This window comes from Nocardia sp. NPDC003979 (assembly GCF_053605015.1).
The window spans coordinates 58,453-71,422 of record NZ_JBSGIJ010000004.1 but is presented as its reverse complement, the minus strand read 5'-3'; the positions used below and the strand labels follow the sequence as shown (position 1 = coordinate 71,422).

The 12,970-nt window shown below is 68.6% G+C and carries 11 protein-coding genes; 6 read left to right on the top strand and 5 right to left on the bottom strand.

Annotation, left to right across the window (positions count from 1 at the left end; translation table 11 throughout):
- Positions 1–190 precede the first annotated feature (190 nt).
- Positions 191–781 (bottom strand): hypothetical protein, encoded by a 591-nt coding sequence (locus ACWEVR_RS10030; protein ID WP_452466611.1) that lies wholly within the window; start codon positions 779–781, stop codon positions 191–193.
- Positions 782–929: 148 nt separating this feature from the next.
- Positions 930–1,637, bottom strand: a complete 708-nt coding sequence (locus tag ACWEVR_RS10025) for a MerR family transcriptional regulator (protein WP_452466610.1) — start codon at positions 1,635–1,637, stop codon at positions 930–932.
- Between the two features lie 101 nt (positions 1,638–1,738).
- Here ACWEVR_RS10025 and ACWEVR_RS10020 point away from each other — a divergent pair, with 101 nt between their 5' ends.
- Entirely contained in the window at positions 1,739–3,463 is a 1,725-nt protein-coding gene (locus ACWEVR_RS10020) for a GMC oxidoreductase (RefSeq protein WP_452466609.1), read from the top strand.
- A gap of 59 nt (positions 3,464–3,522) precedes the next feature.
- Here ACWEVR_RS10020 and ACWEVR_RS10015 read toward each other — a convergent pair whose 3' ends face one another.
- The 3 genes from ACWEVR_RS10015 to ACWEVR_RS10005 form a co-directional block, all read right to left on the bottom strand.
- A complete protein-coding gene (locus ACWEVR_RS10015) occupies positions 3,523–4,410 on the bottom strand; it encodes a DUF5995 family protein (protein ID WP_452466608.1) in 888 nt (295 codons plus the stop codon).
- A gap of 149 nt (positions 4,411–4,559) precedes the next feature.
- Positions 4,560–5,321, bottom strand: a complete 762-nt coding sequence (locus ACWEVR_RS10010; protein WP_452466607.1) for a hypothetical protein — start codon at positions 5,319–5,321, stop codon at positions 4,560–4,562.
- Between the two features lie 756 nt (positions 5,322–6,077).
- The gene (locus tag ACWEVR_RS10005; protein WP_452466606.1) at positions 6,078–7,001 is read right to left on the bottom strand and encodes an IclR family transcriptional regulator; all 924 of its coding nucleotides are present in this window, start codon (positions 6,999–7,001) and stop codon (positions 6,078–6,080) included.
- A gap of 69 nt (positions 7,002–7,070) precedes the next feature.
- Here ACWEVR_RS10005 and cysD point away from each other — a divergent pair, with 69 nt between their 5' ends.
- Genes cysD through ACWEVR_RS09980 form a run of 5 tightly spaced genes read left to right on the top strand, consistent with a single transcriptional unit; the run spans position 7,071 to position 12,963 of the window.
- Complete coding sequence (cysD, locus tag ACWEVR_RS10000; protein ID WP_174550314.1) at positions 7,071–7,976, top strand: sulfate adenylyltransferase subunit CysD; 906 nt, start codon at positions 7,071–7,073, stop codon at positions 7,974–7,976.
- On the top strand, positions 7,976–9,835 hold the full coding sequence (gene cysC / locus ACWEVR_RS09995) for an adenylyl-sulfate kinase (RefSeq protein ID WP_452466605.1): 1,860 nt from the start codon (positions 7,976–7,978) through the stop codon (positions 9,833–9,835). Before cysD ends, cysC begins: the two co-directional genes overlap by 1 nt.
- A complete protein-coding gene (locus ACWEVR_RS09990; protein WP_452466604.1) occupies positions 9,832–11,046 on the top strand; it encodes a hypothetical protein in 1,215 nt (404 codons plus the stop codon). The genes cysC and ACWEVR_RS09990 overlap by 4 nt, the downstream gene beginning before the upstream one ends.
- Positions 11,043–11,813 (top strand): SDR family oxidoreductase, encoded by a 771-nt coding sequence (locus tag ACWEVR_RS09985; RefSeq protein WP_452466603.1) that lies wholly within the window; start codon positions 11,043–11,045, stop codon positions 11,811–11,813. Before ACWEVR_RS09990 ends, ACWEVR_RS09985 begins: the two co-directional genes overlap by 4 nt.
- A 16-nt stretch (positions 11,814–11,829) precedes the next feature.
- Complete coding sequence (locus tag ACWEVR_RS09980) at positions 11,830–12,963, top strand: sulfotransferase family protein (RefSeq protein ID WP_452466602.1); 1,134 nt, start codon at positions 11,830–11,832, stop codon at positions 12,961–12,963.
- Positions 12,964–12,970: the final 7 nt, after the last annotated feature.

Here is a 12,970-nt window from a genome sequence, read left to right as displayed (position 1 = left end):
AACCCATTCGCTGCCACACTAGCGCGGCACCTCCCAGATACGCCGGATCCGGGCCGCGGCCTACCTACGGTCACTCGCCGGGGAATCGGTCGGCCCGGTTCCTGCGGGCGCGCTCGCAACTGGCGTGGCACTGCTCGTCGGTGAGGTCGGCGGCGAACTGCGGCACGGTGGAGCTGTTGCCGATCGATGACTATTCGACCAGTAGGACAACCAGTTGGCGGGCCAGTTCCGCGTCCGCGGGGCCGCCGCGCCAGATCAGCGGACGACGGGGATCGAGGCGGTCCAGCGCATCGGGCAGGGAGCTGAACACCCGCTCGGCGCGGACCACACACACCTGGGGCATGTCCTCCGACACGGCGGGACCGCCGTCCACTTCCAGGGCGAGCGAACCGGTCGAGGCATCGCCGGCGACAGCGTCGCGGACCACCGCGTCGCCACTGCTCGCCGCGCCGGAGCCGTGCACCACGGCATGACCCGGCGCACCGGCCCAATGGTCGAGCCACGCCGGACCGGGTTCGACAGCGGCGAGTACGGTGCGCACGCTCATGCCGTAGAGCACATCGGCCACTGCGGCGGGCAAGCCGGTGGTGTCGACCAGCCTTACCAGCGAGCCCTGCTCGCGCAGCCGTTCGACGAAGCGGGCGAGCACGGCGGCGCGTTCGGCCGGGTCGGCGTCGGCCGGGCGACCCGACGAGCGACGAACCGTCACCCGTCGCGCGTCGTCGGGTAGGTCGAGCAGCCCGTCGCGGACGCGGCGCAAGATCTCCTCGCGAGAATTCACTCGGGCACTCCCCGTTCGGCGGCGGTACCGGTGGGCCCGCCGTTCACACATCTCTCACCCCACATACCGCAGGAATCACCTCCTTCGCTACCGTACCGACCGGTCCCTCGGGAGTAGCGACGGCGCCACGTGGGGAAAGTCATGTCGATCAGCCGACCGGGGGTGAGCCCGCCGTCTCGCGGCGCGCCTCGGCAGCCTCCTCGGCGGCCCGGTTCACCTCGGCGGCCAGCGTGGTGCCACCGACCTCCCAGGCCATGGCGAGCAGCCGTTCGCGGAAGCGGGTCAGGTCGACACCGAGGTCCTCGCCGGCGTAGCCGCCCGACGCGTCGCGGACCGCGCGGACCACCTCGTCGGCCAGCGCGGCCATCCGCGAGCGGATCATGGTGCGCAGTTCGCCGCTGAGCGGGATGTCGATTCCGACGTCGTAGAGCACGAGGGCGCCCTTGAGCATCGGGCGATCCGGCACGTACCACTGTTCGCCGCGCCGCTCCAGATAGCCGACGGAGATCAGTTCGGTCAGCACGTCCGAGCCGCGGTCGCCGAGCAGGGCGGCGAGTTCGGCGTCGTCGATCTCCGCGCTGCGTTGCGCGGCCTGGGCCGAACGCGGGTCGAACAGCGTGCGCCAGTCGCCGCTGGTCGGTTCGGCGTCGAAGACCTCACGGATGGCGTCGAGCCGAAGCCCGCGGCCCTGCATGGCGACGATGTCGCGCAATCGGTCCAGATGCTCGTCGGAATACACCACTTCCTTGCCTGCGCGCCCAGGCTTGGGCAGGACGCCGAGCGAGTGGTAGTAGCGGATCGTGCGCGCCGCGACGCCGCTGGCGTCGGCGAGTTCCGCGCGGGTGTATCGAGGCACGCGACCAGCATAGGGGCCGGGCCCCGGGCGGACTTTGACAGTGCTGGCTGTCGGCGTTAGCGTTACCGGCGTCACTGTCGACACCATCGAGGAGCTCTTCTATGTCCGAGCGAACCACCGACTTCGACGTCTTGATCGTCGGTTCCGGATTCGGCGGCAGTGTCACCGCGCTGCGACTGGTGGAGAAGGGCTACAAGGTCGGCGTGCTGGAGGCGGGCCGCCGCTTCGCCGACGACGAACTGCCGAAAACCAGCTGGGACCTGCGTAAATTCGTGTGGGCACCCAAGCTCGGCTGCTACGGCATCCAGCGCATCCACCCGCTGCGCGACGTGCTCATCCTCGGCGGCGCCGGTGTCGGCGGTGGTTCGCTGAACTACGCCAACACCCTCTACGTTCCGCCGGAGCCGTTCTTCCAGGACGCGCAGTGGCGCGACATCACCGACTGGCGAGCCGAGCTCACCCCGTACTACGAGCGGGCCAAGAAGATGCTCGGCGTGGTGCAGAACCCGCACATGACCCCCGCCGACGAGATCTTCAAGGCCGTCGCCGAGGACATGGGCGTGGGCGACACCTTCGTCCAGACGCCGGTCGGTGTCTTCTTCGGTGAGCCGGGCAAGACCGTCGCCGATCCGTACTTCGGCGGGGCGGGCCCCGAGCGCACCGGCTGCATCGAATGCGGTGACTGCATGGTGGGCTGCAAGTTCGGCGCCAAGAACACGCTGGTGAAGAACTACCTCTACCTCGCGGAAAAGGCGGGCGCGCAGGTCATTCCGATGACCACCGTGTCGGCGCTGCGTCCGCTGCCCGACGGCACGTGGGACGTCGCCACCGAGCGCACCGGCGCCTGGGTGCGCAAGGACCCCAAGACCTACACCGCCAAGCAGGTGGTGCTCGCCGCGGGCACGCTCGGCACCCAGAAGCTGCTGCACGCGATGCGCGACGAGGGCGCGCTGCCCAAGATCTCCGACCGGCTCGGCCTGCTCACCCGCACCAACTCCGAGTCCATCGTCGGCGCGGCGACCAAGACGCTCGCGACCGGCCAGGACTTCACCAAGGGTGTCGCGATCACGTCCTCGATCCACCCCACCCCCGACACCCATGTCGAACCGGTCCGCTACGGCAAGGGCTCCAACTCGATGGGCATGTTGCAGACCCTGATGGTCGACGGCGGCGGGCGCGTGCCGAGGTGGCTGCGATTCCTGTGGCTGGTTCTCACCCACCCGCTCACCTTCTTCGGCTTCATGAGCGTGCGGAACTGGAGCGAGCGCACCATCATCTCGCTGGTCATGCAGCACCTGGACAACTCCATCACCACCTACACCAAGCGCGGGCTGTTCGGGCGCAAGCTCACGTCCAAACAGGGTCATGGGCAACCGAATCCGACGTGGATCCCGGCGGGCAACGAGGTGACGCGCCGGGTGGCGGACAAGATCGGCGGCGTCGCGGGCGGTACCTGGGGTGATGTGTTCAATGTGCCGATGACGGCGCACTTCCTCGGTGGTGCGGCTATCGGCGCCGATCCGGAACACGGTGTGATCGACGCCTACCACCGCGTGTTCGGCTACCCGACGCTCAGCGTTGTCGACGGTGCGGCCGTCTCGGCCAATCTCGGGGTGAACCCGTCGCTGACGATCACCGCGCAGGCCGAGCGTGCGGCCGCCTACTGGCCCAACAAGGGTGAGGTCGACACCCGTCCCGCACAGGAGGCGGGCTACCGCCGGATCGAGCCGGTCGCGCCGAAGCAGCCGGTGGTCCCCGCGGGTGCGCCCGCCGCGCTGGTCTTGCCGATCGTCGAGATCCGCAACCCGGAGAAAACCGCAGGCTGACGACCGAAACAAGGCCCCGGACAAGCGGTTTCGCACCGCCGGTCCGGGGCTTTGTTCGTTCAGAGGGCGTTGATGCGCGCCAGCGCCTCGAACGCCAGATCGGCGGCCTGCCACAGCGCGGCGACCTCGGCCCGGATCGTCGGCGCCAGCGCGGGATCCTGCAGCGCGAGTCCGTTGCTGAAGATCACCACGTTCGCGCCGAGGTCGGCGGCGATCAGCATCTGCTCGGTGGCCACGCCCGCTCCGAACAGCTGATCGAGCCCCTCCCCCACGAAATAGAACCGCCACAGCGGCCCGAGGTCGGCACCGTAGACGGCTTTGGTCCGGTCGACGATCACCTCACCGACCGAGGCGATGCCTGCGACGATCTTGAAATAGTCCGGTGCGTGCTCGGGACGACTCCCGACGGCGGCCACCGAATACGTCAGGTCGACGGTCAGGTGCGCGTTGTAGCCGGCCATCGCCGTGCGTGCCCGCGAGGCGCCGCAGTCTTTGGCGAGGGCGAAATAGTGCGCCCACTGCGGTTCGACGACGCCGCCGGAGAATTCGGCGTGCAGATTGTCGAGGAAACGGCGCAGCAGCTCGAGACTGATCGAGTGCGCGTATTCGCGGTCGAGGAAGGCCGCCGGATCTCGTTGCATCGGCATCACCGCGGTGGATTCCACGCCGTCGAGGCCGATCGCGAACAGCCCACGCAGATCCCGGTGCTCGACGAGGATCTCGGTGATCCGGTGATGCCTGTCGACGGCGTCCTCCAGCCGGGCCAGGGTATCGCCGCCCGCTATCTCGGAAGTGTCCGAGAGCCGGGCGATCTCGCCGATATCGGCCTGCGAGAGGGTCGATCCGCACGCGGTGTCGGTCACCGCGCCCGCCGGTCCCGCGACCAACCCGGGCAGAGCCATGATCCCGACCGCGACAGCCGCGACTATTCCACTCCCGATACGCATCCTCCGATTCCACCATCTCCCGCCCCGATCCGGTGTGCGACGCACCCGGACCGACAAGTTCGCCGAGGCGTGCGGGTGCCACGGAAACTGCTGACCAGCAGGCCCGTTCAGTAGCGGGCCTGCTGCGGCAGCCCAAGCGTTCGCGGCCGTCAGATCAGGCGAATGCTCCCGATCATCTTCTTGGCGTCGTCGGCGGACAGTTCGCCGGTGGTGCCCCGGTCGACCAGGATCGCCATGACCATCGGCAGACCCGCCGACCTCTCGAAGGCGAAGGTGTACACGGAGTACGTGGTCGTGGTGCAACCCGGTCGCGCCGGTGTCCACGAGCCCGAGCCCTCGACGAACTGCCCGGTCAAGCCACTCTTGGTGGTGAGCGACGTGGGGGCGGTGATTTTGCCACCTGTCGAATCGGAGTAGCCGCCCTCGGCCGCGATCCTGGCCGCGGTGGTCGCGGCCTCAGGCAGTGTGTTCTCCGTACTGAGGGCGATCCCCGCCAGTCCTCGGTAGGCCGAACCGGGACAGTAGTTCTCGCCTTCGGAGGCCTTTCCGGTACCCGCGAACATTCCGCTCAGACCGAGGATCACCACCGAGTCCGACTCCGAGGCGATCTGCCAACTCGACGGCACGTCGTAAGCGACTCGCTCGTCGGCGAGCAGCACACCCTTCCAACCCGGTGTCACCGGTGCGGTGCTGGTGCCGGTGGGCGGGACCGTCTGCGTGGTCGTCGTCGGCGCGGCAACAGCCTGCTCGTCGTTGCTGCCACCGGTTCCGATCACCACGGCGGTCACGAGCACCACCGCGAGCACGACGACGACCGCCCCGATCCCGATCAGCAGACCGGCATTGCCTTTTCGCGGCGACTGCGGCCCATACCCATATGTCTGCCCGTGGTGCGGAAACGGCAAGGACATGCTCGGTCCGAGCCCCTGCTGCGGAATTCCTTGCTGCGAGTCGGGAATTCCGTATCCACCCGGCTGCCCATAACCCTGTGGCGCCCCCGGGTAGCCCCCCGACCCCGGCTGCGGGCCCGGCATTGCCCGGTAGAGCACGGGCTGCTGGAATGCCCCGGACCCCTGCTGTCCGGATGTCTGCGGGAAGGCCTCCGGTCCCTGCGGCGTACCGGGCTGCGGAAACGCACTCGACCCCTGCGGCACACTCGATCGAGGGAAGACCCCCAAGCCGTGCGGTTGCTGAAACGGACCAGGCCCCTGTGGAGCGAGGATCGTCGGATCCCCGTGCGGTGGTTGCGGTATCGCGGGCTGAGAAGTAGACCCGGACGACGCCGGATACTCGCCCGGCGGCGGCGCGAACGCACCCGGCTGTCCACCCACACCGTCCGGCGGATCCACGGGTGCCCCCTCGGACGCACCCGGCGCCCCCGCCGACTCCCACCAGCGATCGACGTTGTCTGCCACGTCCCAGTCCTTCCTCACACCCGCCTCGCCGATCTCCCTCGAGCAGGCGTCCCGCTCAGCGTAACGGCGCAACCCCGCCGACGAGAGCCGCGCGTGCCTCTGCAGGCACCTGCCATCCCACTTATGGACAGCCGATCACCACGCTCCTATGGCGCGAAATCGGCCGAAATCCCGCCATGAGATCGTGGTGATCTTGGTCTGGGCGCATACCCGTCCCGACGTGTGGGGAGGCGGGGTGGGGCCGATCGGCGACTAGCGCGTGGACGACGTGATCTGGTCGGCCGCAGCGGTGGTGGCGGCTCCGAGGGCGGTGACCTGGGCAGCGGTGAGGCGGGAGTCGGGGCAGGCTACTACCGAGGCGATGACGGTCCCGGTGGTGTCGCGGATGGGGGCGGCGACGGTGAGGACGGCGTTGTCGGGCCCGAGCTCGCCGGGCAGGTAGTCGATCGTGATGAGTTCGGTGATCACGGAGCCGAGCTGGGCGCGTAGGGCGGCGGTGATCGGTGTGTCACGCAGGGCCGCAAGGGCTTCCAGCATCGGTGTCGAATCGTCGACCAGGCGTTCGACGGAATAGCCGCGGGCGCGGATCTCGGTGAGGACGTGTGCGAGGCGCTCACGGTGTGTGGGGTCGGCGCCGGCGAGCCAGGCGCGTTGTTCGGATTCCGGTGCCCAAGCGACGAATTCGCGGCAGACGGGTGGGGCGAGCGGTAGCCGGCGACCGGGCCGGATCCAGGTCGCCGACGGGTCGCCGACGAGTTCGGTGACAACGATGTTCGCCCCGTCTCGTTCGGCGAGGAAGACCGGTGCCGACACCTGGTCCGACAGCGCGCGCAGCACGGGGGCGGCGGTGCGGCGCAGCGGGAACGCGGCTTCGGCGCGACGGGCGACGGTGAGCAGCCGCAGACCGATGCCGTAGCAGCCGTCGCCGTCGCGCACGGTCCACCCGTCGGCGGTGAGCTGGGTGAGCACGGCGTGGGCGGTGGCGCGGGAGATCCCCGCTTCGCGCACGATGCGGGCCAGCGTGAGCCGCTCGGTGGCGTGGCGCGAGAGCAGCTCGAGCACCTTCACCACCCGCTGGGTCGGGGCCGAGACAACGCTCGAATCCGGTTCGGCCGACGCCGGATCCGACGTCACCTCTTGACCGGCGCTCTCGGCCCGGCTTATCGTCGGTGTCACAATACCGAACGATAGCGTCGATTATTCGACATCGCAACCCCGGGCGTGAGCCCGCCGGGAAGGTGGACAGTGCAGACGGGATACGAGTTGACGCACCTGGCGGCCCTGGAGGCCGAAGCGGTGCACATCCTGCGCGAGGTGGCGGCCACCTTCGAACGACCGGTGCTGCTGTTCTCCGGCGGGAAGGATTCGGCGGTGCTGCTGCATCTGGCGCGGCGCGCGTTCTGGCCCGCGCCGCTGCCGTTCCCGCTGCTGCACGTGGACACCGGCCACAATTTCGACGAGGTGCTCGCGTTCCGCGACCGCACCGCCGAGCGCACCGGCGCCCGCCTGCTCGTCGCGAAGGTCCAGGACGACATCGACGCGGGTCGCGTGGTCGAACGACCCGGCGGCACCCGCAACCCCTTGCAGACCACCACCCTGCTGCGCGCCATCGGCGAGCACCGTTTCGACGCCGTGTTCGGTGGCGCACGCCGCGACGAGGAGAAGGCACGCGCCAAGGAACGGGTGTTCAGCTTTCGCAACCGTTTCGGCGAGTGGGAGCCGCGCGCCCAGCGTCCCGAGGTGTGGAACCTCTACAACGGCAGGCACCAGCCGGGCGAGCACATTCGGGTGTTCCCGCTGTCGAACTGGACCGAGCTCGACGTGTGGGAATACATCGACCAGGCGGCCGTCGAGCTGCCCTCGCTGTACTACGCGCACCGCAGGCGGGTGATCGAGCGCGACGGAATGCTGCTGTCCGCGACCCGTTTCGTCACGGAGGCACCCGGCGAGCGCGCCTTCGAGGCCACTGTGCGTTTCCGCACCGTCGGCGATGCCACGTGTACCGGCTGTGTCGAGAGCACCGCCACCACCCCGACGCAGGTGATCGCGGAGATTGCGGCCACCCGGCTCACCGAGCGCGGCGCCACCCGCGCCGACGACCGGATCTCCGAGACCGGGATGGAAGACCGCAAGCGAGAGGGCTATTTCTGATGCGCCGCAACCTGTTACGCCTGGCCACCGCGGGCAGCGTGGACGACGGGAAGTCCACCCTCATCGGCCGCCTGCTCTACGACTCGAAGTCCCTGTTCGACGACCAGCTCGCCAACATCGAGCGGCTCAGCACCGAAAGGGGCAGTGCCACCACCGATCTCGCGCTGCTCACCGACGGTTTGCGGGCCGAACGCGAGCAGGGCATCACCATCGACGTCGCCTACCGCTACGTGACCACCCCGCGCCGCAAGTTCGTCATCGCCGACACTCCGGGGCATGTGCAGTACACGCGCAATATGGTGACCGGGGCTTCCACCGCCGATCTCGCCCTGATCCTGGTCGACGCCCGCACCGGCGTCAGCGAGCAGACCCGCCGTCATGCCTTCCTCGCCACCCTGCTCGGCGTCCCGCACCTGGTGGTGTGCGTGAACAAGATGGACCTGGTCGACTGGTCGGAGGAACGTTTCACCGAGATCAGGGAGGAATTCTCCGCGTTCGCCGCGAAATTGACCGTCGGAGACCTCAGTTTCGTACCCGTCTCGGCCCTGCACGGCGACAACGTGGTCGACAGCTCACCGCACCTGGGTTGGTATCCGGGTCCGCCGCTGCTGCGCCACCTCGAGGACGTGCACATCGCCTCGGACCGCAACCTCATCGACGCACGGCTCCCCATCCAGTACGTGATCCGCGCCGAGCAGGGATCGGCGCAACGCAGTTACGCGGGCACCGTGGCGGGCGGCATCTTCAAACCGGGCGACGAGGTGGTGGTCCTGCCCGCCGGCCACGCCTCGCATGTGCGGGAGATCTGGGGACCGGGCGGCACCAAGGTCGAGGAGGCGTTCACCGGGATGGCGATCTCACTGACCCTCGACGACGACATCGACATCGGCCGGGGCGACCTGCTCGCCCGCCCGGGCAACTCCCCGCACCAGAGCACCGAACTCGACGCCATGCTGTGCTGGTTCTCCGAGACCGCCCGGCTGCGCGCCGGCGACAGCCTGCTCGTCCGCACGGCCGCGCAGACCGCGCAGGCCGAGGTCGTCGCCATCGACTACCGGCTCGACGTGAACACCCTGCACCGCGTGTCGGAGGTGGAGGCGTTGTCGCTCAACGACATCGCCCGGGTGCGGTTGCGTGCCCGGCGCCCGCTGCTGTCGGACCCGTACCGGGAGAACCGGCGCACGGGCAGCTTCATCCTCATCGATCCGCGCACCGACGAGACGGTCGCGGCGGGGATGGTCACCGGTCGCGAAACGGTCGAGGTGTCGGGCACGCGCACCGGTCCGGTGACGTGGCATCGCTCGGCGGTGACGCGTGCCGAACGCACACACCTCGGGGCGACGATCTGGCTGACCGGCCTGTCGGGTTCGGGCAAGTCGACCGTCGCCGTGGAACTCGAACGCCTGCTCGTCGAAGCCGGGCGCCCTGCCTACCTGCTCGACGGTGACAATCTGCGCCACGGCCTGAACTCCGGACTCGGCTTCTCCCCCGCCGACCGGGACGAGAACGTGCGCCGGGTCGCCGAGGTCGCCGCCCTGTTCGCCGACTCCGGAACCGTCGCGGTCGTGTCGGTCATCAGCCCGTTCGCCGCGCAACGCGACCACGCCCGCACCGTGCACACCGACCGGGACCTGCCCTTCCACGAGGTGTTCGTCGACACCCCGCTGGCCGAATGCGAACGCCGCGACCCGAAGGGCCTCTACGCCAAGGCCCGTGCGGGCGAGCTGCCCGGTTTCACCGGCATCGGTTCCCCCTACGAGCGGCCCGCGCAACCCGACTTGGTCATCACCCCCGACCTCGGCTCCCCCGCCGAGATCGCCGCCCATATCCTCCGAGAGCTAGGGATCACAGTCCGTTGAACCAACCGAGTACCACCACCGCCGACACGGGCGCACCGCCCGATTCGCTCACCGCCCCGTTTCTCGCCGCGGTCGCGCAGGCCGAAACGCTCATCGCCGGTGCGGAGTTCGTACGCAGCGACGCCGACCGCGCCGAAGGCTACGACTATCTGGCCGCCGGCATCGCCGCCTGCCTTCGCCTCTCGGGTGCCCACGGCACCTCGCACCCCTACTTCGTGTCTTCCACCGGCCCGTACGCCAAGATGGGCCTGGACAACCCGGACACCCTCTACTACCACGCGAATATCGAGCCGACGGCCGAGTATGTGGTGAGCGGGGTGCGTGGCAGCACCGTCGACCTGAGTTTCCAGGTACTCAAGGGTGACTACACGGCCACCGACGTGCCCGGTGGGGCCGATGCCTTCGACGACCGACGAATCCCGATCGCCCCGGACGGCAGCTTCTCGATCCGGTTCGGTCCGGCGAAAGCCGATGCGGGCGAGGACTATTTCCCGCTCGGCGAGGGCGCCTCGATGCTCGCGGTCCGCGAGGTCTACAGCGACTGGACCGAACGCAAGGGCTCCATCCGCATCGAACGGGTCGACACCGTCGGCACCGCGCCGGACGAACCGGATCTGGCCCGGTTGCGCAAGCGCTACCGGGCCGCCGGGAACATGCTGCTCACCAGGGTGCACACCTGGTTCAACTTCCCCAAGTGGTTCTATCTCGACCTGCCGGTGAACACCCTCACCGCACCGCGGCTCACCCCGGGCGGTCTCAGCACCCAGTACTCCTCGGTGGGGCATTTCGACCTCGCCGACGATCAAGCCCTGGTGATCACGGTGCCGAAATCCGACGCGCCCTATCAGGGGTTCCAGCTGGGCAGCCTCTGGTACATCTCGCTGGATTACGTGAACCATCAGACGAGCCTCAATCATGCCCAGGCACAGGTGGATCCGGACGGCATGATCCGCATGGTGGTGAGCCACCGCGATCCCGGCATCACGAATTGGATCGAGACCACCGGCCGCACGCGGGGCATCCTGCAGTTCCGATGGCAGCGCACCGACCGGCCGATGACCGAAGCCGACGGCCCGGGTGTGGAACTCGTCGACATCGCCGATGTTCCCGCGCACCTGCCGTACTACGACAACAACCGGATCGACGCTGCCGCGTGGCGTGACCGGATCGCCGCCCGGCAGCGGGCTTTCGCCGAGAGGATGCTGGGATGAGGCTGCTGGACGGGAAGGTTGTCGTCGTCTCCGGTGTGGGACCGGGGCTCGGCCGGTCGATCTGCACGGAAGCCGCGGCGGCGGGTGCGAAGGTGGTCCTCGCGGCTCGCACCGAATCGCGGCTGCAGGAGGTGGCCGCCGAGATCGATGGCGAAACGCTCTGTGTGCCTACCGATATCACCGACGACACCGCGGTGCAGCACCTCGTGTCGCGCACGGTCGAGAAGTTCGGCCGGGTCGACGCGCTGGTGAACAACGCCTTCTCGGTGCCATCGATGAAGCCGCTCGAGCGCACGGACTACGACCAGATCCGCGACAGCCTCGATCTCACCGTGCTCGGTGGTCTGCGGATGACGCAGGCGTTCACACCCGCCCTGTCGGAGTCCAACGGCGCCGTGGTGATGATCAATTCGGCGGTGGTGCGCCACAGCGAACCCCGCTACGGCAGCTACAAGCTCACCAAGGCCGCGCTGCTGGCGATGTCGCAGACCCTCGCCACCGAACTGGGCGGCAAGGGCATCCGGGTGAACAGTGTGCTGCCCGGCTACATCTGGAGCGACCAGTTGAAGTGGTATTTCGGCCAGATCGCCGAGAAGTACGGCATCACCGTCGAGCAGGTCTACGAACAGACGGCTGCCCGGTCCGATTTGAAGCGGCTGCCCGAGCCGGCCGAGATCGCCCGTGCCGTGGTGTTCCTCGCCTCGGACTGGGCGAACGCGATCACCGGCCAGACCCTCGACGTCAACTGCGGCGAATACCACAACTGATCAGGAGTTTCCCTCGATGACTGTGCGCACCGATGTCGGCACCGTGGCCGACCTGCACGCCTCGGCAACCAAACTCACCGGCCTCACCGATTTCGGCCCCGACGATTACACCGAAGCCCTCGGGGTGCTGCTCGATTCCTATCGCGACGAGGCCGGGCTCACCGAGCTCGGGTCCAAGATGTCGCGGTTCTTTCTGCGCGGCACCTTGGTCGCTCGTGCGCTGAGCGAGGCCGCGTGGGCAGCGAACCCGGACTTTGCCGAAACACCGGTCACCCGGCCGATTTTCGTCACCGGGTTGCCGCGCACCGGCACCACGGCACTGCACCGGCTGCTGGCGGCCGACCCTGCCAACCAGGGGCTGGAGATGTGGCTGACGGACTTTCCGCAGCCCCGCCCGCCGCGGGAGAGTTGGGCGGACAATCCCGCCTATCAGCAGATCGATGCGGGGCTGCGTCAGCATCAAGTGCAGAACCCGGAGTTCATGGGCCTGCACTACATGAGCGCCGCCGACGTCGAGGAATGCTGGCAGTTGCTCCGCCAGTCCGTGATGTCGCACTCCTACGAGTGTCTGGCGTACCTGCCGAGCTATTCGCAGTGGCTCACCACTCAGGACTGGACGCCCGCCTATGCCCGGCACCGGCGCAACCTGCAGCTCATCGGGATGAACGATTCCCGTCGCTGGGTGCTGAAGAATCCCAGTCACCTGTTCTGTCTGGACGCCTTGCTCGCCGTCTACCCCGACGCGGTCGTCATCCAGACCCATCGCGATCCCGCGACCGTGATCCCCTCGGTCTGCAGCCTCAACGAGCACGCCACCCGTGGCTGGTCGACCGTCTTCACCCCGGAGGTGATCGGCCGCACCCAACTCGACCTGTGGTCACGCGGGTTGCGCGAGTTCACCGCCGCGCGCGCCCGCCACCCCGAGGCCCACTTCATCGATATCGACTTCGACGACCTGCGCTCCGACCCGGTCGGGACCGTCGAGACGATCTACCGGTCGATCGGCACCGACCTCACCCCGCAGGCCCGCGCGGCCGTCCTCGCCTTGGACGCCGAAAGCCGCACGGGCGCACGCAAACCCACCCACCACTACTCGCTCGCCGACTACGGACTTACCGAGGACATGGTCGCCGAGCGCTTCTCCGGCTGATCGTGGG